Annotated in this window: 26 protein-coding genes; 3 read left to right on the top strand and 23 right to left on the bottom strand. The window is 60.9% G+C overall.

Translation table 11 applies throughout. The features are described from left to right. Positions 1–84: 84 nt before the first annotated feature. The 6 genes from ACMRQN_RS08335 to ACMRQN_RS08310 all read right to left on the bottom strand — a co-directional run bounded on the left by ACMRQN_RS08335 (position 85) and on the right by ACMRQN_RS08310 (position 5587). The gene (locus ACMRQN_RS08335) at positions 85–825 is read right to left on the bottom strand and encodes a CMP-2-keto-3-deoxyoctulosonic acid synthetase (protein WP_418734597.1); all 741 of its coding nucleotides are present in this window, start codon (positions 823–825) and stop codon (positions 85–87) included. A 294-nt stretch (positions 826–1119) separates the two neighbouring features. After that, positions 1120–1458 (bottom strand): PspC domain-containing protein, encoded by a 339-nt coding sequence (locus tag ACMRQN_RS08330; RefSeq protein ID WP_418734596.1) that lies wholly within the window; start codon positions 1456–1458, stop codon positions 1120–1122. Positions 1459–1491: 33 nt separating this feature from the next. Next, a complete protein-coding gene (locus tag ACMRQN_RS08325) occupies positions 1492–2352 on the bottom strand; it encodes a hemolysin family protein (protein ID WP_418734595.1) in 861 nt (286 codons plus the stop codon). Positions 2353–2433: 81 nt separating this feature from the next. Further along, on the bottom strand, positions 2434–3312 hold the full coding sequence (gene trhA, locus ACMRQN_RS08320) for a PAQR family membrane homeostasis protein TrhA (RefSeq protein WP_418734594.1): 879 nt from the start codon (positions 3310–3312) through the stop codon (positions 2434–2436). A gap of 5 nt (positions 3313–3317) precedes the next feature. Continuing rightward, positions 3318–5099, bottom strand: coding sequence for a PH domain-containing protein (locus tag ACMRQN_RS08315; protein WP_418734593.1), 1782 nt, complete (start codon positions 5097–5099; stop codon positions 3318–3320). After that, positions 5099–5587 carry a PH domain-containing protein gene (locus tag ACMRQN_RS08310; protein ID WP_418734592.1) on the bottom strand — a complete coding sequence of 163 codons (489 nt, stop codon included), beginning with the start codon at positions 5585–5587 and terminating at the stop codon, positions 5099–5101. The genes ACMRQN_RS08315 and ACMRQN_RS08310 overlap by 1 nt, the downstream gene beginning before the upstream one ends. Before the next feature lie 238 nt (positions 5588–5825). Here ACMRQN_RS08310 and ACMRQN_RS08305 point away from each other — a divergent pair, with 238 nt between their 5' ends. Further along, on the top strand, positions 5826–6269 hold the full coding sequence (locus ACMRQN_RS08305; RefSeq protein ID WP_418734591.1) for a GatB/YqeY domain-containing protein: 444 nt from the start codon (positions 5826–5828) through the stop codon (positions 6267–6269). Positions 6270–6972: 703 nt separating this feature from the next. Here the strand turns inward: ACMRQN_RS08305 and ACMRQN_RS08300 are convergent. The 5 genes from ACMRQN_RS08300 to ACMRQN_RS08280 all read right to left on the bottom strand — a co-directional run bounded on the left by ACMRQN_RS08300 (position 6973) and on the right by ACMRQN_RS08280 (position 12642). Continuing rightward, positions 6973–8412, bottom strand: coding sequence for an ATP-binding protein (locus tag ACMRQN_RS08300; RefSeq protein WP_296060812.1), 1440 nt, complete (start codon positions 8410–8412; stop codon positions 6973–6975). A gap of 468 nt (positions 8413–8880) precedes the next feature. Next, positions 8881–9105: a hypothetical protein gene (locus tag ACMRQN_RS08295; protein WP_417059379.1), complete on the bottom strand. Its 225-nt coding sequence runs from the start codon at positions 9103–9105 to the stop codon at positions 8881–8883. Between the two features lie 78 nt (positions 9106–9183). After that, positions 9184–11814: a ferrous iron transporter B gene (gene feoB, locus ACMRQN_RS08290; RefSeq protein ID WP_418734590.1), complete on the bottom strand. Its 2631-nt coding sequence runs from the start codon at positions 11812–11814 to the stop codon at positions 9184–9186. A gap of 145 nt (positions 11815–11959) precedes the next feature. Further along, on the bottom strand, positions 11960–12199 hold the full coding sequence (locus ACMRQN_RS08285) for a FeoA family protein (RefSeq protein ID WP_158048828.1): 240 nt from the start codon (positions 12197–12199) through the stop codon (positions 11960–11962). Positions 12200–12357: 158 nt separating this feature from the next. Continuing rightward, complete coding sequence (locus ACMRQN_RS08280) at positions 12358–12642, bottom strand: FeoA family protein (RefSeq protein WP_277012178.1); 285 nt, start codon at positions 12640–12642, stop codon at positions 12358–12360. Positions 12643–12919: 277 nt separating this feature from the next. Here ACMRQN_RS08280 and thrC point away from each other — a divergent pair, with 277 nt between their 5' ends. Then, positions 12920–14500: a threonine synthase gene (gene thrC / locus ACMRQN_RS08275; RefSeq protein ID WP_418734589.1), complete on the top strand. Its 1581-nt coding sequence runs from the start codon at positions 12920–12922 to the stop codon at positions 14498–14500. A gap of 49 nt (positions 14501–14549) precedes the next feature. Beyond that, positions 14550–14894 (top strand): winged helix-turn-helix domain-containing protein, encoded by a 345-nt coding sequence (locus ACMRQN_RS08270; protein WP_276997833.1) that lies wholly within the window; start codon positions 14550–14552, stop codon positions 14892–14894. Here ACMRQN_RS08270 and ACMRQN_RS08265 read toward each other — a convergent pair. The 12 genes from ACMRQN_RS08265 to cpaB form a co-directional block, all read right to left on the bottom strand. Next, positions 14891–15241 (bottom strand): hypothetical protein, encoded by a 351-nt coding sequence (locus tag ACMRQN_RS08265; protein WP_418734588.1) that lies wholly within the window; start codon positions 15239–15241, stop codon positions 14891–14893. The genes ACMRQN_RS08270 and ACMRQN_RS08265 overlap by 4 nt on opposite strands. Positions 15242–15584: 343 nt before the next feature. Beyond that, on the bottom strand, positions 15585–16109 hold the full coding sequence (locus ACMRQN_RS08260) for a hypothetical protein (RefSeq protein WP_418734587.1): 525 nt from the start codon (positions 16107–16109) through the stop codon (positions 15585–15587). Continuing rightward, positions 16109–16570 carry a TadE/TadG family type IV pilus assembly protein gene (locus ACMRQN_RS08255; RefSeq protein WP_418734586.1) on the bottom strand — a complete coding sequence of 154 codons (462 nt, stop codon included), beginning with the start codon at positions 16568–16570 and terminating at the stop codon, positions 16109–16111. Before ACMRQN_RS08255 ends, ACMRQN_RS08260 begins: the two co-directional genes overlap by 1 nt. Continuing rightward, entirely contained in the window at positions 16570–18717 is a 2148-nt protein-coding gene (locus ACMRQN_RS08250) for a molybdenum cofactor biosynthesis enzyme (protein WP_418734585.1), read from the bottom strand. The genes ACMRQN_RS08255 and ACMRQN_RS08250 overlap by 1 nt, the downstream gene beginning before the upstream one ends. Next, entirely contained in the window at positions 18707–19180 is a 474-nt protein-coding gene (locus ACMRQN_RS08245) for a TadE family protein (RefSeq protein ID WP_418734584.1), read from the bottom strand. Before ACMRQN_RS08245 ends, ACMRQN_RS08250 begins: the two co-directional genes overlap by 11 nt. Before the next feature lie 38 nt (positions 19181–19218). Continuing rightward, positions 19219–19461 carry a hypothetical protein gene (locus tag ACMRQN_RS08240; RefSeq protein WP_418734583.1) on the bottom strand — a complete coding sequence of 81 codons (243 nt, stop codon included), beginning with the start codon at positions 19459–19461 and terminating at the stop codon, positions 19219–19221. Further along, positions 19458–19670 carry a Flp family type IVb pilin gene (locus tag ACMRQN_RS08235; RefSeq protein WP_276998839.1) on the bottom strand — a complete coding sequence of 71 codons (213 nt, stop codon included), beginning with the start codon at positions 19668–19670 and terminating at the stop codon, positions 19458–19460. The genes ACMRQN_RS08240 and ACMRQN_RS08235 overlap by 4 nt, the downstream gene beginning before the upstream one ends. Before the next feature lie 29 nt (positions 19671–19699). Further along, on the bottom strand, positions 19700–20629 hold the full coding sequence (locus tag ACMRQN_RS08230) for a type II secretion system F family protein (protein ID WP_418734582.1): 930 nt from the start codon (positions 20627–20629) through the stop codon (positions 19700–19702). Beyond that, on the bottom strand, positions 20629–21606 hold the full coding sequence (locus tag ACMRQN_RS08225; RefSeq protein WP_418734581.1) for a type II secretion system F family protein: 978 nt from the start codon (positions 21604–21606) through the stop codon (positions 20629–20631). Before ACMRQN_RS08225 ends, ACMRQN_RS08230 begins: the two co-directional genes overlap by 1 nt. Then, positions 21576–22901 carry a CpaF family protein gene (locus ACMRQN_RS08220; RefSeq protein WP_418734580.1) on the bottom strand — a complete coding sequence of 442 codons (1326 nt, stop codon included), beginning with the start codon at positions 22899–22901 and terminating at the stop codon, positions 21576–21578. The genes ACMRQN_RS08225 and ACMRQN_RS08220 overlap by 31 nt, the downstream gene beginning before the upstream one ends. Then, the gene (locus tag ACMRQN_RS08215) at positions 22898–24166 is read right to left on the bottom strand and encodes an AAA family ATPase (protein ID WP_418734579.1); all 1269 of its coding nucleotides are present in this window, start codon (positions 24164–24166) and stop codon (positions 22898–22900) included. Before ACMRQN_RS08215 ends, ACMRQN_RS08220 begins: the two co-directional genes overlap by 4 nt. Next, positions 24156–25010 (bottom strand): Flp pilus assembly protein CpaB, encoded by an 855-nt coding sequence (cpaB, locus tag ACMRQN_RS08210; protein WP_418734578.1) that lies wholly within the window; start codon positions 25008–25010, stop codon positions 24156–24158. Before cpaB ends, ACMRQN_RS08215 begins: the two co-directional genes overlap by 11 nt. Positions 25011–25251 lie beyond the last annotated feature (241 nt).

The following is a 25251-nucleotide window of genomic DNA, read 5'->3' as shown; positions in this document are numbered from 1 at the left end:
TTTCGCCGCGACGCCGTTTAGGTGCTTAGCATAGCGCATGCGGAAAAGAAAAGGCCGGACTCGCGCCCGGCCTTCAACCTTACGTTAGATTTTCGACATTTCCCGAAGCGTGTCACGGAACCAGTTGTCGTAGTTCGGCGGACAGTACTTCTGGGCGTTCGAGTAGCTGATGGTGTAGCCATACCCCTTCGCAAGGCCTGCGACATGGGCGTTGATGGCTTCTTCCCACGAGCTCCAACCGGTAGAGCCCCAGCCCCACGCGTTGTGCGGCAGAAAGCAGTTCGCACCCTTGGTGGACTCGGTGTTGGAAATAGCCGGCGACCAGCGAGGGTCGACGCCGTTTTCCCATGCAGCGGTGGCGAAGGTCTCCCCTTGGCCGGCAAGCGGGGAACCCGCGAGGTAGTTGTTGATGCGATTCGCCCACTCGGAGATGAAGGCGTCCTTGCCGCAGCTCCAATCCACTTCGGTGAGCTGGGACATCGCGAAAGAGGCATCAGTGGTGCGCGCCTTGGCGAGCGCCTGCTCGGCAGCCTGGATGCGAGCCTGCTCCTCGGCGAGGGCAGCTTGCTCGGCGGCGATGCGCTCGGCTTCCTTCTCGGCCTCGACGGCCTGAACACCTTGGGTGATGTCGCGCGATGCGGGCTGCGACAAGACGCTGCCGACCGATGCGTCGGACACGTTGGAGACAAGCACTTCGGCAGCAGGCGCCGAAGAGGCCGTGCCACCGAACGGAGACGACGAGCCGCCTGCCGCGGCAAGGCCGTAGCCGAAGCAGCCGACCGCCACGACGGAGGCGCACCCGATCGCGGCGATTTTCGCAACCAAGCCCGTCTTCTTCATATTATTTCGACGTGTTACCACGCAGTGTCAACCTTTCTCGAACAGCACGAGACCTAACCGCCGAAGCGGTGACAGCGTATTGAATTGTGGGTGGGATTGCTGCCAAGAGAAGAACTTATGCTGTTGTTTGCAAGGCAAGATTTTACCTTATGCGGGGGTTTCAACGCAAAATCTTATGGAGGACGCTCCACGGTTTGTTCGATATTGAGCAGCGGAAATATAATCGCACCAGGTAATTGTTATTCTCATTTTTGGATTGAACGAGAACGAAATTCACACTTATCGGAACGAGCGCGGCGGCTTCGGGGGCAAATGGCCGACCCCCACATAGGTTTGCCGCTCGCCTTCGGAAGACGGCGCGGCGCAATCGATGGGCCCGAATTTCTCGGAGGACGCCGACTCGGGACGAACGTCGAACACGTCCCCGGAAACCGACGATTTCGGCAAGACAAAGATGAGCGCCACATAGGCCACGGCGAGAAGGCCGCCCGTGAGCAACGTGCCCGCGACGACGAGGATGCGCACGACGATCGGGTCGATGCCGAAGTAACGCGCAACGCCCGCGCACACGCCTCCGAGCCGCGCGTTCGCATCTCGCATGAGCTTCCTTCCGACCACGGTGTCGTCCCTTTCGTCCTAGTGCGTCTTTTCCTACTGGCCTTCCCCCTCTTCGGCGACGTCGGCCTCGCCGGCCAGACGCTCCACGCGAATGGTGGAAATGCGCGAGCGGCGCATGCGCTCGATCTTGAACGAATAGCCGCCCAGCGTGAACTCATCGCCCATCTCCGGCACGAAATCGAGTGTGTCGATCAGCCAACCGGCGATGGTCTCGTAGTCCTCCGACTCGGAGACCGGCCAGCCGAGAGCCGCCGCATCCTCGACCGGGAAGCGCCCGTCAACGCGCCAAACGCCGTCGGAGAGCTTGGTGATTTCCTTGCCCTCCATGTCGTACTCGTCGACGATTTCGCCTACGATTTCCTCGATGATGTCCTCAACGGTAATTAAACCATCGGTCCCACCGTATTCGTCCACCACGATGGCCATCTGTTGCCGATTCGTTTGCATTTCCTTGAGCAGCGGGAAGATGTCCTTGGTCTCGGGGACGAACAGGGGCTCGAAGGCGTACTTCGCGGCAAGGTCGTCCTCGCGGCCGTCGATGAGCGGCCCGACGAGGTTTTTGTAATGCACGATGCCGATGATGTGGTCGGCGTCCTCGTGGAAGATGGGGAGGCGCGAGTAGCCCGTGCCGTGCATGCGCTCGACCGCCGTGCGCACCGTCTCGGTGTCCTCGACCATGATCATGTCGACGCGCGGTTGCATGATTTCATGCACCGACATGTCGCCCAGGTCGATGATGTCGTGAATCATGCGCTTCTCATCGTCGGCGAGCTCATCGTTGTCAGCGACGATGTCTTTGATTTCCTCCTCGGAGACCGTTTGCTTCTTCGCCGATCCGAAACGTGAGAAGAAGCCGGTCAGGCCCTTCTGCTCCTCGTCGCTCATCGTAATCATCCACTCCTCGCACTCTTAGGGGACGTCAACCCCGAAAATCCATCCGCTGCGCCCGCGCAGGTGCGGACGCTCACCTCGCCGCTACATCACATACAGCGCCACGGCCAGAAACTGCAGCACGCTCGCCGCAACGACCATCACGTGGAACACCGAATGCATGTAGGGAATCTTCTTCAACACGTAGAATACGCAGCCGACCGTATAGACCAGGCCGCCCGCAACCAGGAGCGCAAGACCCTCCATGGGAAGGTTCGCCACGAGAGCCGGCAGATACGCAACGACGCACCACCCCAGAAGAAGGTAGAGCAACGCCGAGATCCAGCGCGGGCGAAATACCCAGAACGCCTCGCAGGCAATGCCCGCAAGCGCTACGACCCACACGAACACAGCCAGGTAGATTCCCCCGTCGTTTCCAAGCGTGACCAGGCAAAACGGCGTATACGTTCCCGCGATGAACAGGTAGATCCCGCTGTGGTCGAGCACCTTGAACACACGCTTGGCGCGGTCTACCGCGATAGCGTGGTACAGCGTCGACATGAGGTATTCCACCAGCATGGTGATGGTGTAGACGAGCGCAGCCGCCAGCTTCACGCCGCCGCCAGCGCGCACCGCGATCACCACGAGAATGGGAATCGCCGCAATGGAAAGAAGCGCGCCGATGCCGTGCGTCACGGAGTTGGCAATCTCCTCGCCGAGCGTGTACTCACGAACGTTGCGGCGTGCGCGATCGGCGTTCGCAGACGTGTTGGCGGGCTCGTTTCTATGTTCGCGCGCCTCAGAGAGGGTGCGCGGCTTGAACTGAGAAGGAGTCCACGCCCGAGGCGTGGGAGGATGCTCTTGCGCACGCGAAGACGACGCAGCGGGCAGAGGGGCGTCTTTGCGGGCGGCAGGCCCAGGCGCCGAAGGGTCAGACGCCGAACTTCGGCCGCCTTTCGAATCGGATGTCGCATGTGTGTCCATGCGTATCACTCTATCACATTTCCTCCAGGGACAAGCCACGCCAGCCATGCGGCGGCATCTTCTTCACATGCGTCGATCAACCTGGTCGAGGTGCCCTGCAAACCCGCAGCTGTCCGCGCGGTGATGGTCGCCACCTTCGCACGGCGCTGGAGGGGGTTCGACTTCGAGAAGCCGAACTGGATCTTCTCTCGAGGCAAGCAAACCGAGACTGTGCCGAGGCCGCCGTTTTCCACCTGCATAAAGCGCCTGTTGAACGAGAACCACGACGAGCAGGCCCAGAAAACCGCACTCACGGCGGCGAGCACCTCAGCAACCGCGCACGCGACGTAGCCCACAAGCGCGATCCGGTCGAACCAGAAGAGCTCCCCCGCCGACATGAAGCCGTCGCCATAAGCGCTCACGCCGAATATCACGCCCACGTGAAGAAGCGCAAGCGCCACAGCGCACCAAAGCCCCCATCCCTGGACGATCGTACGTCTGACCAGCGCACGGCGAAGGGCCACCTTAGGAACACGGCGACGCTCGGTCGGCATGTCGGCGAACTCGGGAACGAGACCCGCGACGATCTCGGGCACGCGGTCGACCTTCACGAAGGGATGCACGATAAGCGCGCCCTCGGAAAGGGAGTCCTCCATGCCACCCGACCCGCTCGACGCGTCCACCTTCCCGAGCGACAGCTCGCAGAAGCCGAAGATGCGCCTGACGAAAGTCTGCTTCACGATAACCGACTGCACGCGATCGACCGACACGCCGTGGAACCTGTGTTGGAGAAGGCCGCGCTCGACCTCGATGCGGTCGCCGCGACGGCGCGCCTTGAAGCCTCCGAAGGAGATGCAGGTGCCGAGCGCCGACATCACCCACACGAACAGGGATAACGCGATGAACCCGACAGCGATAAGGGCGATGAGGCTGTTGCCGAAAAGCACGAGGCCCGCGTCGGCGAGCACTTCTGCAACGGCTCCGCCAGCCTCGCCCGCCATTTGCGAGACGAAGTCGGCGACCTGCGAGAACACGCCGATGATGCCGACGACGACGAGAACCAGCGTCGTGCTGTTCGAAAGCCCGGTGAGAATGAGCTCGCTGTTGGTTATGCCGTACTGGAAGGAGATGCGCCCCGTGTCGACCTCGCTCCCGGCGAATACGCCGCGCACGTCGTCCCACACCTCAGCAGGCGCATCGAGCACGTTGCCGAAGCTGCTCGGAGCGTCGGCTTCCCGAAAGGGCGCCCCGACGGCCGCCGACTTGCGGGCGAACAGGTCGGCCCGCAGCGCCTCCGCGTCGGCCTTGCGCAAAAACGGCACCGACACGGCCTTGTTCGACGCACCGCCCGCCGTGTCGATCTGCACCGTGCACACGCCGAACACGCGCTGGAGAAGCGAGGCTGTCTGGTCGACCGACTGGATGCGCCGGTAGGGCACATGCACGCGCTTTTTGTTGAAGATGCCCGAATAGAAGCTGAATTCCTCGTCGCCGAACTCGTACCAGATATGCTTGTAGGACACGAGGCGGTAGATGAGGCTCGCGGCGAGCGAGACGATGACCGTGCCCAGGAAAAGCAGGACGATGATAATAGCCGCAAGCCCGCCGTTCACGAACTGCCCGAGGCTGTCGGGGTTGAATAACTCGGGGATGATCTGGGGAAGCACGCCGACGAGAAGCGCCGCGAACACCGCAGCGGCACCCTGAAGACCGCCAAGCCAGATGTAGCTGGAATGGACCGCGTGCCTCTCGCGATTCTCGCGCATCCCGCGCCTCTCGCGGTTCTCGCGGTTTTGGACCCCGTCCATCACATGTCCTCGCGCGCGATCCGGGCAAGCTCGGCCGCGCGGTCACGCACCTGGTCGGCGACGTCGTTCGCAAGCCCGGGGATCACGTGCTCGCCAGCGGCCGTGGCGACGGTGACGCTCGAGAGCCCGAAGGCGCGCAGAATAGGCCCCTGGCGCGTGTCAGTGTTCTGGACGCGGATGAAGGGGATGATGTAGCGTTTGTGCCAGATGATCCCCTTGGCGATGTCGAGGTAGTCATCGTGAAGCTCATAGCGCCAGCGAGCATAGCGGATAGGCGGCAGCACAACGAGGAACACCACGAGCAGCACCGCAGCAATGGCCGAGAGCACGGCGACAAGGACGAACGCCCAAGGCGCCGGTTCGATGGCGGCGCAAATGGCGAAGGGGGCAGCGCAGCAGAGGTAGCCGAGCACGATCCAGATGACGTCGTTTACCCGCCACACGTTCTTCACCCGAGGATCGAGCTTGCTTTGAGGGGTTCCGTTCATAAGGAAAGCCTTTCTCGAGCGCGCCCGCGATGCGAGCGCTTTCCCCATGATAACAAGTGTCGGCAAACTTTTCGTAAAGCGAAGGGGAAAGCCCGGCGCCGCCAAGGGGTGATGTTGCCATCGAACCTGCTCACGGCATCGATGGCATTTGTCGCCTTTTTGCAGAAGGCCGCATGGGCCAGCCAAATTGTGTACGATGGAAAGGCTGAATCGATTGCGCAGCAGAAAAGAGGGAATCATGAAATACCAGGAGCTGCAAGACGAAGTGAAGGCCGCGTTGAAGGCGCACGACAAACCGCGCGTGTCCATCCTGCGCCAGGTGCACGGCGAAGTGAAGAACATCGAGGTGAACGAGCGCCGCGAGATCATGGACGCCGACGTCGACGCCATGCTCAAGCGCGTGATCAAGCAGACGAAGGAGACGCTCGAGGGCTCCATCAAGGCGGGGAACAACCAGGAGCGCACCGACCTTCTCGCCGCGCAGGTGGAAATTCTCGAGTCGTATCTTCCCAAGCAGGTTTCGGGCGACGAGCTTATCGCGCTCATCGAGAAGACGCTCACCGAGACCGGTGCCACCTCGAAGAAGGAGATGGGGAAGGTGATGGGCGCGCTCACGAAGGCGACCGGCGGCAACTTCGACAAGGCCGCGGCCGCAGCCGAGCTCGGCAAGCGCCTCGCCTAGCGCAGGACCCGCGCGACCCGCTGCTACGTTTTGGAGACAGCGCCCGATCGCTTCGATACCCGCAAGGGCTTCAAAGCGGTCGGGCGCTTTTTGCGGGCAATCGGCTTGCGTTGTGCGAGATGACGGGAAGAACCGCTGTAGGCGGGACAACAAAAAACGCCCGCAGGCGTTTCGTTTCGAGGAGAGGAGGCCGGTGAGGGCGAGGGGGGGGTAGGCCCTCACCGGCTTGTGATGGATGGCCAGACGAGAGGAGCCTCCACCACCGGGTCAGCATTAAGAAGTGTGCTGGTCAGCGGGTTCGTTTTCTTGAGAGAGAGGGGGGATTCGAACCCTCGCTGCTGACATTTGTTATCTTAGGTTAACCTTGCTGGCGCGTCAATGGGGTTAACCATGGTTTACAATTCCTCCACAAATGTCTTGCAAGTTGGTAGGAGAATCCGCCATCACCGCAAGCGGCCTCGCCAGAAGATTGCCCGCATGAAGGAAAAACTGTGCAAAGTCAACGCGCTTTCATCGACAGCCGCGTGAGAGCAGCAAGTGAAAAGCAAATGACAGGCAAATGAAAAGTTGCGGCTAACTTTTCACGAATCCGCAGGTTATCGCACTGCTGAGGCAAAATCAAACCCGCGATAAGCTTTCCCCGCGGCCAGAAAAGCAAGTGACGAGCAAGTGAAAAACACGCAGGGAAGACACACGTTGTCGTTTATGCCCATTGAGGAATGTATCTCATATATCTCGGCGACGTCGACGGATCGACGGGCTTAATCAGCCCTTGTTCAACGCATGTTTTAAGCAACCGGGAAATCTGCGCCGAGTTGGAGTCTTTCAATCCGAAGCGCTCGCGAAGAGACTGATTACTCGCATAATCACGCGCCGCATAGCGCACGCACACATGCCAATAGCATGCGTCCCGCTTTTCCTCGATAGTTAAATCTTTAAAGGGACGCCGGCCATAAAGCACCACCCTCGTGCTGTCGCCGTACAGCTCAATGCGCGGAGCAGGAAGATGGAGCAGCTCGCACGAATAGATGATTTTATCCCAACCCGTCCCCGCCTCCTCGCATATGCCCATGCGCCGCATAACGCCCGCAAGATGCTCATTGCGCGAGCACGGCGGGTCATTCACGATTCGAGATACGTCAACCAAAGGCTGACCTGGGTTGGTGAATTCAATACGCCCGTCGAAAACCTCGACCATGGGTCCCGCGCCGCCAACCTGGAAGTCCTGATGGATCAGCGAGTTCCCCATAAGCTCGCGTAAGGCTATTTGAGGATACTCCCCTTCCGTTCTTCTTACCGCACCTTCGATGCGCTCTTCAGAAGGCAGAAGCGCCATAAGATAACGAAAAGCATCTTCGAACGACTGGGCATAGCCAGATGAAAGCGTCTCTTCTTTTTGCATGAGAATTCGAGAGGAACCATCGTAGCGGATCACCCGCAGCGCCTTCCTGGCAACGGGAGGAAACGCCGACATATCGCGCGCGATGGTTAAGGCACCTAAGTTCGTAATCGCATAGGAACCATCCACGTCTTTCGCAACGAAACGATCGACCTCGAGGGCGTGTAGCGCAGATTCCGTCTGAGCGGGCATCGGCTCGTCAAGTTTCTCGTAATAAAGGGGAATATCAAGAAGCGACACAACCTCGTCAAGCGTCAAGCGATCGAGCGCCACTTGCGTCTCAAACGCCGCCCGCCCAACCTTCGCCCATAGCTCCGATTCTCGACGAGAACCCGGAACGAGCTTCTGGGTACTGCTCCCCGTTCGAATGTAGGCTTCGTTTTTAAATCGAGCAATCTGGTACGCAGCGGGCATTATCTTCGCGACAACGACGTGCTTCCCGAACGCCTCCCCTTCCTCGAATTCGAAATGCACGTTGCTGCTCAACATACTCCGAAGCCAAATCTCCAGATCTTGGTTGCCGTGTTTTTGCCTACGCGGATAAAAGGACGTGCCCACGACCTCGTGCGATTTATCGGTAACTCCCCATACCTTGTAGGCGAATCGGACGTCATGCAACGTCGCCGAATTGGCCAGAGCGCAAATGTCCTTCCCCTCTTTCTCGAACTCGACGAAGTTCTCTTTGAATTCGAGGTATTCGGTTTCTTCGGGATATGCGCTTAGCTCTTGAATGAGCAGTTTCATATCTTTCACGGCGAGCTCCTTGCTTCCTTAGGTTTTCATTATAAAGAAAAGCAAGTGACAAGCAAGTGACAAGCAAATGACAGGCAAATGAAAAGTTGCGGCTAACTTTTCACGAATCCGCAGGTTATCGCACTGCTGAGGCAAAATCAAACCCGCGATAAGCTTTCCCCGCGGCCAGAAAAGCAAGTGACGAGCAAGTGAGAAGCAAGAAGCACGAAATTGCAGCCCGCCCGAAGGCAGACGCGAAAACGACCGGTTCGGCCCGAAAGCAGGCACAGGAAGGCGCACATCCATACACCTTACAGGGGGCTTTCGCGAAAAACCGCCCAAACAGCAAGTCCCGCAGAGTCCCTCTCGCGCGCCGCAAGCGGCCTCGCCAGAAGACTGCTCGCATGAAAGCTCTCCCCAAACGCAGGAAGGCCGGGCACTTTCGCACCCGGCCTTCCCCTTGGCTCGTAAGAAAACGTGCTATCTGAGCGCCTTGTCCATGTCGGCTACCATGCACTCGACCGCTCCGCAGCCGGAACAACCATGGCAGCTTCCACATCCGCTTCGAGGGCTATCGCTATCGCCGCAGTGGTCGTGGCAATCGCACAGGCCGCGCGTCGCGATGCGGCGCACCGCCAGCACAGCAAGCACGGCGATGACGAGCGCGACGACAATCGTCGAAGGCGTCCAAACCAAACCCATCATAAGTGCGCCTCCTTTCTTGCGGTTTGATATCGGGGACGCGCCCGAAAGCGCATCCCCAAAAGTTACTCTCAGTAGACTTTACGCTGCCTCGTTCTCGGTTTCAAGCTTGCGGGCAACCTTTTCGTCCTTCTTGCCGTAATTCGGCATCGGGCGGAAGATTTGGAAGAGCATGAGCGCCGCGATGATGATGGCGATCACGGTCCAGATACCGAAGCTCACTTCGCCCAAAGCCAGACCAACGAACTGGTAGAGCATGCAACCCACGCACCACGCGAAGCCGCACATGTAGCCGATGGTGATCCAGAACCACTTAGCGGAACGCTGCTGCTGGCGGATGGCGCCCATCGCCGCGAAGCACGGCGCGCACAGCAGGTTGAAGGCGCAGAAGGCGACGATCGCAGCGGTCGATCCGCCAAGCATCTGGGCAAAGCCGTACCACAGCTGCGGGTCCGCCTCGCCGAAGTCGCCGAGCTGGGTGATGATGCCGACGGTCGCGATGACGTTTTCCTTCGCAACGAGGGCGGTGGCGGCGGTTGCGGTGGCCTGCCAGTTCGCGAAGCCAAGCGGCGCGAAAATCCAGGCCAGCAGGTTGCCGAGACCCGCCATGAGGCTGTACTCCATGTAGTCGGGCGCCTCGGAATCAAGCAGGCCGAAGCCCTCGCCCGCATCGCCGAAGTTCATGAGGAACCAGATGACGATCGTGGACAGGAAGATGATGGTACCTGCTTTGATGATGTAGCCCTTCACGCGCTCCCACATCGAGAGCAGGATGTTCTTCACGCCCGGCATGTGGTACTGCGGAAGCTCCATGATAAACGGCGTGGTCTCGCCGGCGAAGAGCTTGGTCTTTTTCAGCATGATACCGGAGATGATAATCGCGACGACGCCCATGAAGTAGAACATCGGGGCAACATACCAGGTGGCGTCGGAGTTGCCAGAGGCAATCGCGCCGAACACGAGGGCGATGATCGGCATCTTCGCACCGCAGGGGATCATGGTGGTGGTCATGATCGTCATGCGGCGATCCTTCTCGTTCTCGATCGTCTTGGTTGACATGACGGCGGGCACGCCGCAGCCGGAGGCGATGAGCATCGGGATGAAGGATTTGCCGGACAGGCCGAACTTGCGGAAGATGCGGTCCATGATGAACGCAACGCGGGACATGTAACCGCACAGCTCCAGGAAGCCAAGGAGCAAAAAGAGGATCACCATCTGCGGGATGAAGCCGATAACGGCGCCAACACCTGCGACGATGCCGTCCATGACGAGCGACTGCAGCCACGGGGCGACGTCGGCGGCCTCAAGGGCGTTGCCGATGATAGCGCCAAGACCCGGGATCCACAGGCCCCAAGAACCATCGGAGGGGTCGGGCTCTTCGACTTCAAGAGCAGCCTGGTAGTCAGCGAAGGTGATCGCCTGCTCCTCGACCTCGCCGTCGTCACCTTCGACCTCCATCGTGGCAACAGCGTGCTTGGCCTGGGCCTCCTCATCGAACGCCGCGATCGTTGCCTGGGCATCGTCGTACTCGGCAACGGCGTCTTCGTACTCGGCCATAGCATCGACGTCAGTGGCGTCTTCGGGAGCCTCAGGCTCGGCCAAGGCAAGCGCATCGAGCACTTCCTGGGCGTCGTCGGAGGGAAGACCGGACACCTCGTCCTCGCCGAGGACGTTCTCAACGTAGGCGGTAATCTGCGCCTGGGCGTCTTCGTACTCGGCCGTGGCCTCGTCGAACGCCTCGCCGCCGGTGTAGAGCCAGCCGTCGCCGGAGATGCCGTCGTTAGCCCAGTCGGTCACGACGCCGCCACCGACGGAGACCGCCAGCCAGTACACGAAGAACATAATGACGATGAAGATCGGCAAGCCGAGGAAGCGGTTCGTGACGACGCGGTCGATCTTCTGGGTGGTGGACATGCCCTTGGTCGACTTCTTCACCGTGTCGTCGACAACACCGGCGATCTCGTCGTAGCGGGCAGAGGTCACGATAGACTCTGCGTCATCGTCAAGCTCGGTCTCGAGCGCGTCACGGATGGCGTCGACCGTTTTCTTGTCGGCGTCCGTCAGCTTGAGCTGGGAAATCGTGCGCTCCTCGCCCTCGAGCACCTTGATGGCGAACCAGCGGGCTGTCGCGGAGGAAACCCGCGAGCCGAGAACGTCGATAATCTTCGCGAGCGCCGTCTCGATCTCGTCGGAGAAGCGGATCTGCGGCGCAGCGGGAACGCCCTTCTTGCCGAGCTCGATCGCGGTCTTCACGAGCTCGTCCATGCCGCGGCCCTTGAGCGCCGAGGTGGGAACGATCGGGCAACCGAGCTCACGGGAGAGCTTGTCGATGTCGATCTTGTCGCCGTTCTTCTCGACGAGGTCCATCATGTTGAGGGCGATGACCACAGGCAGGCCTAGTTCGAGAATCTGCGTGGTCAAATACAGGTTGCGCTCCAGGTTGGTCGCGTCGATCAGGTTGATGACGACGTCCGGGTCGCCATCGAGAAGATAGTCGCGAGCGACGATTTCCTCAGGCGAATACGGCGAGAGCGAATAGATGCCGGGGAGGTCGGTAACCGTGACATCCTTGTCCTTGGTGTACTTGCCTTCCTTCTTTTCAACAGTAACGCCAGGCCAGTTGCCAACGTATTGGTTGGCTCCGGTCAGGTCGTTGAACATGGTCGTCTTGCCGCAGTTCGGGTTGCCGGCAAGAGCAATGCGAATTCCCATGATCTACCTTTCCAAAATCAACGATGCTTACCTTTGCTGCTTCGCCGAAACGGCGGCACCTTGAACGGTTGGTGCGGTCGCTTCGATAAGTTAGATACCACTAACCGCCAAGCAAAGAAAAAGGCCCGCGAAGGCCCTGCTCGAACTAAAGAACGAGCACGCTTTCGGCTTCGCTCTTGCGCAGCGAAAGCTCATAGCCGCGAACGGTGACCTCGATAGGGTCGCCGAGCGGCGCCACCTTGCGAACGAAAACCTCGACGCCCTTGGTGATGCCCATGTCCATAATGTGACGCTTGAGGGCACCCTCGCCCACAAGGCGGCGCACCGTAGCGGTCTCGCCGATGGCGACATCGCGCAGCGTCTTGTCCTGACCTGCTTCTGCCATAGCTTCTCCTCCTTTTCCTTCCTGTCTCAAAAGTCGTCCTGTCGCCGCAGCTTTCCGCGCGGTTGCGAAAACAGGCGCAATGCGCCCCTTGCTACAGCTTTAGCTTTTCACGGGGCAAGTGCACTCCCCTTTGCGGAAAGTGCGCCCGCCCACGAAAACTAACGGGTGATGATTCGTTGTGCGACCTGCTTATTCAGCGCGACCTGCGCACCTTTGACCTCGACGATGAAGTTGCCCGCCTGCTCCGAGACGACCTTCACTTCAGCGCCGGCGACAAAGCCGAGATTCTCGAGATGATGGAGCACATCGCCCTTTTCGCGAACCTTGACGACGGTGCCCGTCTCGCCCGTTTTCATGAAGGTGAGCGGCATCTGCGCCATGGAAGGTCCCGCAACGGTTGCGGTGCTCATGCCTTTGTCCATCGCCATTGCTTCCTGCATCATAGCTACCTCGTCTTTCTTTGCTAACCGTGGTTAACATCTAGCTATCATATGCCATCTCTGGCTCGATTTGGAAGCCTTGGTGAACTTTTTTGTTTCCTGCGGCTAATCTCCATAATTCGCCGTGGTTAATTTTTCGTTACGAAGGACTTTGTGAACAGACGCCGAAGCGAAGGTTGCGATAATGGTTGAATTGCAAAAATTGCGGATAATTTCCCTTTAAGATGTTTTCGCAGATAGTATAGTAAGCATGACTTATCTGAACGCGGAAGGTTGCAATATGAAAGACAGCTTCGCCCCGGCTGCAGGCGTAAACGAGAACCTCTATTCCGACACGCGCGGCCTCGTGAGCGACCCCGTCCCCTTCACGAAGGCGGTCATTGACGGCCTGGCCCATGGAGGCGGCCTCTACGTCCCTGCTCACGTGCCGACACTTTCAATCGACGAGATCTGCAGCTTGGCAGAGATGCCCTACTCCAAGCGCGCCGCCACGGTTTACCGCGCCTTCGGCGTCGACCTGCCGACCGAGCGCATCGAAGCGCTTATGGAAAGCGCCTACGGCGACCAGTTCGACGACGAGCGCATCTGCCCGATCACCTCACTCGACGAGAACACTCACGTGCTCGAGCTGTGGCATGGTCCCACGAGCGCGTTCAAGGACATGGCACTGCAATGCCTGCCCCGCTTCTTCTCTGCAAGCGCCGAGGCGCTCCGCGAGCGCGGGGAGCTCGACCACGACTTCCTCATCCTGGTGGCAACTTCGGGCGACACGGGCAAGGCCGCGCTCGAAGGCTTCAAGAACGCCGAGCACGTGCGCATCGGCGTGCTGTTCCCCGATGGCGGAGTGAGCGACATCCAGCGCAAGCAGATGGTCACGACCACCGGCGACAACGTGCAGGTCTGGGGCGTGCGCGGCAACTTCGACGACTGCCAGACCGGCGTGAAGAACGTCTTCGGCGACGAGGCGTACGCCGAGAAGCTGCTCTCCGAGCACAACGTGACCCTATCGAGCGCGAACTCCATCAACTGGGGACGGCTCATGCCCCAGATCGTGTACTACATCTCGAGCTACGCCGAGCTGGTTGCGAAGGGCAAGGTCGAAGCCGGCAAGCCGATCGACGTCTGCGTCCCCACGGGCAATTTCGGGAACATCCTCGCCGCATGGTACGCCAAGCGCATGGGCGCCCCGATCGAAATGCTCTTCTGCGCGAGCAACGAGAACCGCGTGCTCACCGACTTCATCAACACCGGCACCTACGACATCTCCGAGCGCGACTTCGCACTGACGCCGTCGCCGTCGATGGACATCCTGGTGTCCTCCAACCTGGAGCGCCAGCTGTTCGAGCTTTCCGGGCGCAACGCTGAGGCGGTTCGCGGCTGGATGTCCGACCTGCGCGAAAAGAAGTGCTTCCGCGTGGATACCGATACCTTCGCGGCCGTGCGCGCCGAGTTCGCGGCCGACTCCGTCGACAACAAGACCTGCCTTTCTACCATCAAGGAGGTCTTCGACGCCAACGGCTATCTCATCGACCCGCACACCGCGGTCGCCTACAAGGTCGCCGAGCAGCTGCGCGGCGAAAATCCCGTGCTCATCGCGAGCACGGCCCATTGGGCGAAGTTCGGCGACAACGTGTATCGCGCGCTTCACGGCATGGCGCCCGGAGAGCCGCTTCCCGAAGAGGCTGCTGCGCTTTCGGGATGCCAGCTCAACGAGCTGATCGCCGACGAGACCGGGCAGCACAACGTGCCCGCCAACCTGGCATCCCTCGACGCGGCGCACGTGCGCTTCGAAGAGGTTATCGATAACTCGACCGAGGACATCGAGCACGCAGCAGCGGCTTTTCTCGGCAAGACAAACTAGCAATCAGGAAACCACAGGCAAACAGAAAACCGTCGAAAAAGGGGAACCCATGAGCAAGCTCACCAACCTCACTCCATCCATCAGGCTTTCCATCAAGAACCCGGACTCCGAGAGCGGATCGGTGTTCGGCCGCGGCATCGCCGATCTGTGCCTCGGCGTGCGTGAGAAGGGCTCGCTAAACGCCGCCGCAAAGAGCATCGGCATGGCATACAGCAAGGCCTGGCGCATCATCAAAGAAACCGAAGCAGCCTTGGAAATCCAGCTGCTCAATCGCGATGGCGCCCACGGGAGCAGCCTTACCGACGAGGGCAACAAGCTCCTCGACTCCTATCTTGAAATCGCCAAGCGTGTTCAGGAAGCAGCCGAGAAGGAATTCCACCGTCTCGTCGACTAGGCATCGGCGGCTCTCGTTCGCCCAGCTGGGGCGCATCCCGCAAAATCGACGGCAACCCGCACGCCCGCGGCGCCTTCCGGCACTGCGATATGGAGTACGAGGTCCCGCGTAGCCGGTTTCGCATCCGCTTTGCTTTTTTGGCGCACGTCCACAGGGCGTGCGCCTTTCTTTTTCTCCTCGGCTTCGACCGAATCGCGGGCTTTTCCCGAGCAATCCGACGGCTCCTCTGGTTCGAACACACCCCCATGCGCCTCTTCGGCATCGGGGGAATCGAATCGATGCAGGCATCCGTAGCAAGTATCCATATCGTCGAACACCCGCGCCTTGCACACAGGGCACACTTTCATCTTGCTGGTCCTTTCCGCTCTCTTTGCGCCGCATAGGCAACAAGCCCCACGCGATCCCCTTCTGAAAACCAAGTCCCGCATTCGGCAAAGCGCTCAATAGTCGCCACCGCACGAGGACATCGCAGACGCCTCATCGGGCCCACTGCGCGATACGATTCGAGCACCACGCCGCAGCGATCGACGAACGCGATGTCGAGTTTTCGAACCATGCCGACGGTATGCACGTCGTTGCACGGCATGAGAATCAAAGGCTCGCTGCGCCGGCGCCGCAAAAGCAGCCCGCGCGCCCTCGACGGGCCATCCGTCGCCACCATAAGCCGCGACCAGGCGCGATCGCCCGACCTCAATCCTCGCTTATCGCGCACTGCACGACCACGCTTGAGCCCTCCCTCATAGGCACGCACGACACCATCGTCCACAGGCACACGCCCCCTTCCTTCACAAAGACCGAACACCCCTCGATGCCCGTTTCCGATTCGACCCAACCCTTGCGCGTAAGTTCGCCCTCTATCTGCGAGAACTCGCTTTCCGCCGAATTTGCGCACGAGAATCCGACGACCCCGCCCCCGCCTGAAACCCGCACCGACTTAGCCCCGCCGAGCGAGAAGAGCTCTTCCTCGAACCATGAGGGCACCGCCTCGATTCCCGTTTGCTCGCCCGCGAGCGACACCGCAGCATCGCCGTCGCTCGAATCAGGGCCGCCCCCGAGCGCGATTTTCGCCTGGTCTCCCGCGTCTTCAGCCCAAAGCGCGCGGCTCATCTTCGTCGCCGCACCCGCGACTTCGAGCCCGTCGTCGATCGCCATCGCGAGCACGACGGCGACAGCGATCGAAAGCAGGGCGGCAAGCGCCCGATGCCCCTGCCCCATCAGAACAGCACCCCCGGCTTGTAGACATCCACCACCAACTCCGTCGAATGCTCCAACTGCGGAAGCGACACGCCGAAAACGGAGGACTTCAAGCCCATGCCGAAAAGCGTCGGAGTGAAGCGGAGGGTCGCACGGAAGCGCTTCTGCCCGAACGACTCGCTCGCCACCGAAACGCTTGCCTCCAGGTAGTCCTTGTCCGCAATGCCCATTCCCTCCTCGATTGCATCAAGCGCAGAGGCGCAGCTTTGGCTTGAGTCCTCGCCATATGCCGGAGACGTCGCGAACACGCGCACCGCATTACGGGCAAGCCTGTCGAATGCGGCGCACTCCGAGAAGAAGAGCATCGCGTTCATCGCGATCACCGCAATAGCGACGAGCACCGGGATCATCACGGCGAGCTCGACAGTCATCTGCCCGCGCTCGTCGCGCGAGCAGCCGAACCTTTCTTTTAGCCCGCCCATCAGTGCCACACCCTCGTGCCGGTAACGCTCGCAACAACCCCGCGGAGCGCATCCGCCGCCGCGCTCACCAACCCTCCCGTCGCCCGCTTCACCGAATCGGGTAGCGTGATGGTTATGGGAACCGAGCCACCGCCAAGCGGAAACTCTACCTGGACGATCTCGATTGCGCCGTCCGCGCCCTCAAGGGTTCGAAGCGCTTCGTCTTCTACCTTCCCGACAAGAGAGTCGAACAAGCTTGCCGACGAGCCCGAAGTCGAGAGCGCCCCATTACGAATCACCTGATAGTTGGCAGAAAACGTACCCGAATCAGACGCGGCAACGTACCCCGTGCTCACAAGTACGGGTTTCAGAGCATCCAGCTTCGCAGGCGCAAACCCCGCCGCTTCGACGATGCCCGCAAGCTTGTCTGCCGCCCATACGCCTAAACCGCTTGCGCTTGCGAGCGGCAACGAATCGAGCGAATGGCGAATCGCGTTGTCGATTGTTTCTTGCCCATCGCAGTAAGCGTGAAGAGCGCGCGACCACACGTCGAGCGCAAACCTTGCAGCGCCAATAGCCGCTCCTCCGTCTTCGGCCAGGCCGTCGAGGAGCGAGGAGACGACCGTGCGGCCCTCTTCACTGTCCTCCTCGAGCAGCGTTGCACCGGAAACGGCGGCTCTCGTCCCGAGCGAGGGCGAGCCCCCAACAAACGAGCTCGCGAAGCCGGTATCCGCAGGCGCCGCAACAAGGTTCACAACCATCGAGATGGCCCCCTTGCATCCGGGAGGCTTCGCATCGATGCGCATACCTCCAATTTCGGAGAGCGCCTCCTTGCACTTTTCGAGCAGGCCGCCGGCTTTGCCCTTCACCTCCTTCGCCGCCTCATCCTGCTTTTCGCGAGCTGCCGTGTAATCCGCTGCAGCTCGTGCCACGGCGCCGTAGTGGTACTCGAAGCCGTTCGAGATGGAGCTCGATGCGGCGGCCACCCTCCCAAGGCTCGAGGCGGTGAAGCGGCAGACGTCGCACACGGGGTAGTTTTCTGCCTCCATCTGGGCGATCGAAGCCGTGCCCATACTAGGAGACGCATTCGGGCAACCTTCCCACACATGAAGCGTCGTCGCGCCCGATGAGTCCTTCCCAAGCGGGAACACCAGGTCCGTATAGAGCCTTGTGGCCTTCATCTCCGCCGTGTTCTTAGGGAACAAAGGGAAGAAAGCGTCGAAGGAATCTCCCGTGTCGAGCACGAACCCGCGCGACACCTCGGCAAGCGCGAAGCGGTAGAACACCTTGCGCAAGGCGGACTCGGCCTGCTCCTCTGTCGCCGAGGACTGAGGAGCCTCGTCCTCGAAGCGCGCCGAGTAATAGGCTTTCGCGCGATCGAGGGCGACGGAAAACGACCACGCATCAACCGCGCGGAACAGCGGGTTCGATGTCGGGGAAATGCTCGAAAGGGCCTCGGCGCGCTCGTACATGCAGTACGCGGGCGCATCGCCGCAATCGCGCTTGAAGCCTTCCTCCTTTGCAGAGAAGGCCTCTTCTGCAGCCTCTTCCGCCTCTTCAGAAGCTTGTTTGAGCGATTCAGCATCCTCGGACACGGCGTTGGCGGCATCGGAGAGCGCCTTCGACGACCCTACCTCGATCCGCTCCCCCTCTGCGGGAACGAGCATCGCCACACCGAGATAGCTCGCAGCCATGACACCGCCCGAGTTTGAGCTCGCCGTCGCATACGCGCTCGCCGCCGCGAGAAACGGCAGTGCCTCCTGGAGGGCGTTGAGACCCGACGCAGCACGCTCGGCGAAGGTGCTCCTCGACTGAAGCACCCTCGTCCCCAGGTTCACCAGCTCGATCCCCAGATCTGCCGCAGGCGGAGCGCAGAGCGCAACGACGCCCAAGCCGAACATCGCGGCGCTCGTCAGCGAAAGGGAAAGCACGACGGCGTCGCATACGCGAACGGCGATCATGAACTCTGCAACCTCGCCCTCCGCCGCAAGAACGCATGCGTCGGCGACGTCCTGTATGTCCGCAGAGGCAGAAGAGACCCGATACACCTGGGCCGCCGAGAACACGAGGGACAACGTGACCAAGAGGGCAATAGCCATGCCAAGCGTCGAGAATCCCCCATCGTCATCCCAGAAGGCACCGCGCCCACCCTTGAGCCTAAGCCTCATCAACCCACGCTCCAATCCATTCAGAGGGCGATCTTCCCGCCGCAGCATCAGCCACCCATGTCGGCTGCACAGGCGCCGACGCCTCGACGGATACTTCGAAGTCCTCGCCATCGTTGACTACCCCCAAAAGACGGGCTCCCACCCCGATAAGCGGCAGCGGCCTTGCCTTCGTCGCAATGCGCACATAAACCGTATCGCTCGACTCCCCGCCCTCAAGCTCCACCTCCCATGTGCAACCTCCCTGGTGAACGTGGAAGCAATCCTGCTCGGGCACCGCGCCCAGCCGCCTGAGCGCGAACGCCCTGCACACCCCCGAAGGGTCCCCCTCAGGAGTCGTCGCAAGCAGGCGACAGGTTTCCGCGGCAGCTTGCTGCATGACGATGCGGTCGTAGAGCAAGATGCCCGGCTGCACGAGCAGTATCACCAACGCCAGCGCGACAGGGAGCGCAAACGTCGCCTCCACGGTCGCCTGACCAGCATCTTCGCGAAATACCTTGCAAGCTAGAACGCGAACACGTCCGCCACCGACCCTAAGGCCGCGAGCTGCAGGTGATGGGAAGCCGACATGAGCGCATGCTCCACGAACAGCCCTTCCCCCATCGCCTTGGCAAGCATGCCCAGCGCCATAATTGCACACAGCACGCCGGCGAGCACGACAGCGTATTCCACCGTGCCCTGTCCCCGCTCCGATTGCATCTTGTCGGCGAGGGGCGCGAGGTCGGCCTTTGCCCTCGGGGCCGTCACAGCCCGTTGATACCGTTTGCGATCGCATCCCAAAGCTCCTGGATTTTCGGCCGGAACAAGGTTATGGCGACTATCGCGATCACGACGAGCACGCCGACGAGAATCGCGTACTCGGTCGTCCCCTGCCCCTTCTCGCAAGCGAGCTTCGCCTTTGCTGCACACCATGCGCCTATTGCACGTTGACCGATTTCGGCACGTACCCTTCTCATGAACATCATCCTGCATCCACCTTTCCTTTCTAGAAACCGCCGACCAGTTCAAGCAGCATCGGCCCTAACACCAAGATGAGCATCGCGGGGAGCATGAGCGTCCCTGTCGGGACCATCATTTTCACCGGCGCCTTCGCGACCTGCTCCTGCTTGAGCGCGCGATACGACGCCCTCGCTTCGCGCGCCGTCGCCTCGAGCCCCTCCGCAAGCGAGGAGCCGTAGCGCAAAGACCTAATCACGGACTCGATCGCCCGCGAGAAAAGCGCCGAATCGTAGGTTTCGGCGACACCGCGAAGCGCGTCGTCCCGACGAGCGAGCCCTAAGGACCATTGCTGACGAGCTGACGCCAAGGAACGTGAGAGCAGCGTGTCGAAATGATCGAGGTACACGTCAAGGCTCCTATCGAACGACAGGCCGCTCCTCAAACCGAGCGAGATCACCTCGAGCATTTCGGGAAGATGCCGTTCGAGTTCTTCCGCCCGCTCCTTCTTTCTTTTCTCAAGCGCCCTTTTCGGAGCCGAGAAACCCCACAGCCCGCCCGCTATCGCAAGCAGAACAGCAAGTTCGAAGGAAAGCGCACACCCGAGAAGAGCACCTGCGGCAGCTGCGAAGAGCGCCAAACGAAGCCGCGCGTCGAGAAACCCTGCGATCGATGCCGACGAGGCCAAGCCCGCCTGTCGAATTATCTGGACAAGGGCCTCTTCCCGTCGTAGGGGAACCGGGCGGGCAGACCGCTTCTTCGCAACGCGGCTTCGCGCCTCGACAAATGAGATCGCCCCGTCCGAGATGCCCTTGCCCCCGCGAGAGGCAGCAAGACCTTCCCCCGAGAGGGAAGCCCGGTGCCTCGCTGCGGCACGGCTTTTCTCGCGCGCGCGAACGGCCCCGGCAGACGCGACGAGCCCTGCGCCGAAAGCCCCGACACCCGCAAGCACCGCGACGACACCGCTTTCCGCAACCATCACTCCACCTCAACTTTCAACATATGGCGCACGGACACGATGCCCGCGACCTGCATGGCAACGGCAATGCACAGAAGTGCCATCCCCGCGAAGCTCGAGAAGAAGGGACCAAGAAAATCTTCGCTCACCAGCGAAAACAGGGCGACAAGGACAATCGGCATCACGCTGACAATGCGGGCCGAAAGCTTCGCCTGAGCGGTTTGGACGCGAAGCGAGCGCGTGAGCTCGAGCTCACCTTCGACGGTCTCCCGCGCGGCGTCGAGCACGCGCTCCATGCTTCCCCCCGTTTGATGCTGCACGTCAAGCGCAACGGAAACGAAGGCGAGCTCGGGAACCGAGTTCCTCCCTTGAAAAACCGAGAGTGCCTCGCGTGTGCTGCCGCCCGTCTCGAGAAGGTGAGCTGCGCGCTGGAACAGTACCCCAACAGGACCTTTCGTAGCAGCCCCAACCTGCTGCATCGTCTGGAGAAGCGACTGCCCCGACCGAAAGCACACCGCCATCGAGCGCAGCGCGTCGGGAACGGCCTCTCGCATACGCTCACGCCGCTTGTCTTCCGAGCTCTTCGCGCAGATCGCGCACGCCGCCGCAACGCAGAAGGCGAGGGCCACGCCGCATATTGGAGCCGCGGTGAGCGCAGCTCCGCCCACGCCTGCGACGAGCATCGTGGCGAAGATGAGCGTGAGCACCGATTCCTCGGTTGCCGCAAACCCCCGCCCCTCTGCGGCAGCAAGAACGTTCTCGCTCGTCGCGCGCACCTTCGCGCTCCTAAGCGCAAACCGCGCAGCAGGACGCATGATTCCCACCCCGTTGCGAACAAGCCACGAGAACCAACCCGATTTGCCCCTTTCGGGCCCGATCGAGTATGCGGCGGCACGTGGCCTTTTGCCGAGCACTCCCAAAATGGCATGCGCCGAGAAGAGCGCACAGCCGAACGCCGCTAAAACCGCTACAGAGCGCAAAGTGAGGCTTCCCTCCATGAGCGCACCTCCTCATCGGTTGCAATTCCCCTCTTCGTCAAGCTACACACCCATTCAGGCGCAGCGAGCCATGTGCCCTCCTCGCCGCAGATATCCCGCTGGTAAATCGGCGCAACGATGCACTCCCTTATGCTTTCACCTGGGGAAATGACCGCAATTTGGGATACCATCCGCGAGCCATCGGCGCCGCGGGCCGTCTGGACGATAAGGTCGAAAGCGCTCGCAATCTGCGATTCGATAACATCGACGGGCAAATCGGCAACGAAGCGCACCATGGTCACCAAGCGAGAAATCGCCTCCTTGGGAGAGTTCGCATGAAGCGTAGTAAGCGACCCCTCATGCCCCGTGTTCATCGCGGAGAGCATGTCGAGCGCCTCACCGCCACGGCATTCGCCCACGATGATGCGGTCGGGGCGCATGCGAAGCGCGTTCGCAACCAAATCGCGAATGGTGACTTCCCCCACCCCTTCCGCATTGCGCGGACGAGCCTCAAGGCGCACGACGTGAGGGTGCTCCAAAAAGCGCAGCTCAGCGGAGTCCTCTATCGTGATGATTCTCTCATCAGGGGGAACGTGGCAAGAAAGGGCATTAAGCAGCGTTGTTTTGCCGCTTCCCGTTCCACCGGAAACAGCGATGCTCTTGCGAGCGCGAACAGCCCAGATGAGCAAGCGCTGCACGCATTCCTCAATCGAGCCGCTCTCCACCATGTCCTGCAAGGTGATGACCCTCGAGGAGAATGTTCGGATCGTGAGCATCGGGCCGTCGAGCGCAAGAGGAGGCACAATGGCGTTCACGCGATGCCCCTGCGCAAGGCGGGCGTTCACCATAGGCGACGACTCATCGATTCGCCGGCCGAGCGGGCCGATGATGCGGTCGATGAGCATCCTCACCTCATCATCGCTCGTGAAACAAAACTCGCTTCGATGCAAAACACCGTCGCGCTCATAAAACAACGAACGCGACCCGTTCACCATGATCTCGGTGATCGACTCATCCGCGAGAAAAGGTTCGAGCGGCCCGAATCCCAGCATGGAATCAATCAGGGTGTCGGCGAGCGCTTCCTGCTCCGCAAGGCCGGTATCGAAGCGGCCGCTTCCCTCGAACGCTGCCCGGCAAACCGCTCGGATCTCGTTGCGCGCCCGCTCGGGATTGCCCTTGGCAAGCGAGGCGATATCGTCAGCGGGAAGCTGCTCGCGAACCCGCCCCTTCAACCACTCGAGCATTTCATCGCGAGTCGCCCGAGAAACGGCAGGAGTTTCATTTCCCGCCGCCCGAACGCGATCGAGGAGCGTCATGGGAGCACCCCCTCTCGGCGAGCACGCCTGAAGGAGAATAGCCCGCGCGAAGACGCCTCGGACTCCTCGGATGAAGCCAATGAGCCCGCAGCCTCCCCTGCCACCTCGCCCATAAGCTCCCTCACGCTTAGCGCGAAGGGGTTGCGCGAGGAAACCAAATCGTAAGCAAGCCCTGTACCGAGCGCCTGCTCGACTTCCACTCCGCCATCTTTAAGTTCGGCAGCATGCGCACCCTGCATCGCGCACGACACATCGATTGACGAGAACAGCGAACGCTTCGAGCAGCGATTTGCGACGAATAGGAAGGGGCTTGCCGCAATTCCGCAACGAGCGCACAGCTCGACCGCATGCTTGCATGCCCGAAGAGACGATGCCCTCTGATCGACGAGGAACAGCGCCCGAGAAGATCGCTCGAGAAGCACCGCATGCTGCTCTCCCCAGTTTGCGCCCGTGTTTGCAACAATCGCGTCAAAGTGAGCCATTGCCGAATCGAGCAGCGCAGGCAATTCGTGCACTATCGTTTCGGATTGCTCGAGTCTTCTCGGTGCAGCGATAAGGCAGAGCCCTTGCTCGTCGCGCGGCAAATCGGACAGGGGAACAGCGCCGGAAAGCACCTCGTCAACCCCGTAAGCACGCTTGGCCCCGAGCAGTTCGCGCATATCCCCGAATTGGAAGTCGCAATCGAGAAGCAGCGTCTTGATTCCCGCCGAAGCTAACGTCGCCGCCGCAACCGCAGATACCGCACTCTTACCCGCGCCGCCGCTTCCACTGACGACGGTAATCAGAGTAGCTCGCTTTTCACCTGATGAAACGACAGGTTTTGGCAAAACCGAGCCCGTGCGGGGAACCGCGCAGGGACCAGTCTCCCTTTTGGAATCGCGCGAGCCCGAAGCTAGCGCACGGACCTGCCGCTTGCGCGCCGCATAACGTTCAGCAAGCACCTGGTGAGTCATTGTCTCATCTATTCCCGCCGCCTTCGTCCGACTATGAAGCGAGCCAGACGGCTGCGAACAGAGCATCGACACGCGACGCCTTGGATTGTCGCGCTTCACCGCCGCAGCCAAGTTAATCGGCTCGACGTCGGGGCAAGAGACCACCCATATTTCCTCAATCGAGGCGCTTTTCGCGGCCAAGTTCCGCGTTTCCCGAGCCGTCGTACGAACCGCAAGCCATGGCTGCTCGAGCAGATTCTCTTCCCGAAGGCCGATAAGCTCGGGGTGACGTGCGCTCTCCTCGTCGGCGCACAGCAAAACCTTAGCGTTCATGGGAAGCCCCTTCTCCAGAGTCGAGGTCGGAAGCAGGCGCCGGCAAGGCGCCCTCAGCCTGCGATGAGTCAGCAGCCGCGGACCGATCGTCAGGTTGCGAAACTTGAGACGAAACCGAATCAGACGCCGCGCCCGACCTCTGTTGGGCACTCGGTCCCTTCTGACCCTCGTTCGCATCGAGCGACTTCGACACCGTCGGCTCGGGAACGTCTTCGCCAGGAAGGGTGAAATACAGCTCTGAGCTCTGCGCAACCGATACGATTTCCTGAACATTCGCAGGGTCGAGCGCAAGCGTTACCCATGAAACGGAATCGGCCCCCGATTTCGACTGCACGCTCGCGTTCGTTGCAAGCACCAAAACGTTATGGGCGATGAGCGTCGTTCCCGCCGAGCCCGTCGCGTACACATCGACGAACATCCCGGGGCGAAGCGCGCCCCCAACCGTTTGCACATCGCGCGCAGGAACGCTGACGGCGGTCAGCTCGCCGGGAACCTCGATGGAAGATGACGACTCCTCGAACCGCCTTGAGGTCAGCACCTCGCCTTTCAGCACCGTTGAGGTCACCTGCTTGCCAAGGACGTCGCCATCCTGCGTAAGGGGGTCTTCGGGCAGAAGCGCTGTGACCCACATCCGCTTCTCGAAAGAGGAGGCATCGACTACCTCACCAGCTGCGATGTCCCTTTTCGCCACGCACACCTCGACTTGTTCGCCGCCAAAACGCTCGAGCGCCTCGGCGCGCGCCGCATCGACCTGCGCACCCGCATCCTGCAGGTACACAAACACGCAGACAGCGCATAACACGCCGCACGCGATACCAACGATCCACGATTTCGTTCGCCTCATGAGTCCTCCGCTCATCCAAGTGAAGAACATGCTAGCGAGCGATTCAGGCACAACTCGAGCAAATAGCTTCTCGAAAACCCACGCCTTATCCGCAGGGATTAGTCAGCTTTTCCGAAAAAGCGCGCAAAAACCTGGCAGCAAGTCCCTGAATACGCGCCATTTCTCGGCAGAAACGAAGCGCGAAATCGAAAAAACCTTGCAGAAACCCGGCAGGAACCTGGCACGACGTCGACGGAAAACA

It is taken from the genome of Ellagibacter sp., assembly GCF_048412355.1.
Lineage (GTDB): Bacteria > Actinomycetota > Coriobacteriia > Coriobacteriales > Eggerthellaceae > Ellagibacter.
This window is presented reverse-complemented; position numbering and strand designations above follow the sequence as displayed.

Coding starts and splice junctions, on each gene's coding strand:
- ACMRQN_RS08300 (WP_296060812.1), bottom strand. CDS start 8,412: ATGAAACTGCTCATTCAAGAGCTAAGCGCATATCCCGAAGAAACCGAA.
- ACMRQN_RS08270 (WP_276997833.1), top strand. CDS start 14,550: ATGAGCAAGCTCACCAACCTCACTCCATCCATCAGGCTTTCCATCAAG.
- ACMRQN_RS08260 (WP_418734587.1), bottom strand. CDS start 16,109: ATGGGGCAGGGGCATCGGGCGCTTGCCGCCCTGCTTTCGATCGCTGTC.
- ACMRQN_RS08295 (WP_417059379.1), bottom strand. CDS start 9,105: ATGATGGGTTTGGTTTGGACGCCTTCGACGATTGTCGTCGCGCTCGTC.
- trhA (WP_418734594.1), bottom strand. CDS start 3,312: ATGGACACACATGCGACATCCGATTCGAAAGGCGGCCGAAGTTCGGCG.
- ACMRQN_RS08325 (WP_418734595.1), bottom strand. CDS start 2,352: ATGATTACGATGAGCGACGAGGAGCAGAAGGGCCTGACCGGCTTCTTC.
- ACMRQN_RS08315 (WP_418734593.1), bottom strand. CDS start 5,099: ATGGACGGGGTCCAAAACCGCGAGAACCGCGAGAGGCGCGGGATGCGC.
- ACMRQN_RS08250 (WP_418734585.1), bottom strand. CDS start 18,717: ATGAGGCTTAGGCTCAAGGGTGGGCGCGGTGCCTTCTGGGATGACGAT.
- ACMRQN_RS08310 (WP_418734592.1), bottom strand. CDS start 5,587: ATGAACGGAACCCCTCAAAGCAAGCTCGATCCTCGGGTGAAGAACGTG.
- ACMRQN_RS08235 (WP_276998839.1), bottom strand. CDS start 19,670: ATGAGAAGGGTACGTGCCGAAATCGGTCAACGTGCAATAGGCGCATGG.
- ACMRQN_RS08255 (WP_418734586.1), bottom strand. CDS start 16,570: ATGGGCGGGCTAAAAGAAAGGTTCGGCTGCTCGCGCGACGAGCGCGGG.
- ACMRQN_RS08265 (WP_418734588.1), bottom strand. CDS start 15,241: ATGAAAGTGTGCCCTGTGTGCAAGGCGCGGGTGTTCGACGATATGGAT.
- ACMRQN_RS08305 (WP_418734591.1), top strand. CDS start 5,826: ATGAAATACCAGGAGCTGCAAGACGAAGTGAAGGCCGCGTTGAAGGCG.
- ACMRQN_RS08220 (WP_418734580.1), bottom strand. CDS start 22,901: ATGACGCTCCTCGATCGCGTTCGGGCGGCGGGAAATGAAACTCCTGCC.
- ACMRQN_RS08285 (WP_158048828.1), bottom strand. CDS start 12,199: ATGGCAGAAGCAGGTCAGGACAAGACGCTGCGCGATGTCGCCATCGGC.
- ACMRQN_RS08225 (WP_418734581.1), bottom strand. CDS start 21,606: ATGGAGGGAAGCCTCACTTTGCGCTCTGTAGCGGTTTTAGCGGCGTTC.
- ACMRQN_RS08230 (WP_418734582.1), bottom strand. CDS start 20,629: ATGGTTGCGGAAAGCGGTGTCGTCGCGGTGCTTGCGGGTGTCGGGGCT.
- thrC (WP_418734589.1), top strand. CDS start 12,920: ATGAAAGACAGCTTCGCCCCGGCTGCAGGCGTAAACGAGAACCTCTAT.
- feoB (WP_418734590.1), bottom strand. CDS start 11,814: ATGGGAATTCGCATTGCTCTTGCCGGCAACCCGAACTGCGGCAAGACG.
- ACMRQN_RS08215 (WP_418734579.1), bottom strand. CDS start 24,166: ATGAACGCTAAGGTTTTGCTGTGCGCCGACGAGGAGAGCGCACGTCAC.
- ACMRQN_RS08280 (WP_277012178.1), bottom strand. CDS start 12,642: ATGATGCAGGAAGCAATGGCGATGGACAAAGGCATGAGCACCGCAACC.
- cpaB (WP_418734578.1), bottom strand. CDS start 25,010: ATGAGGCGAACGAAATCGTGGATCGTTGGTATCGCGTGCGGCGTGTTA.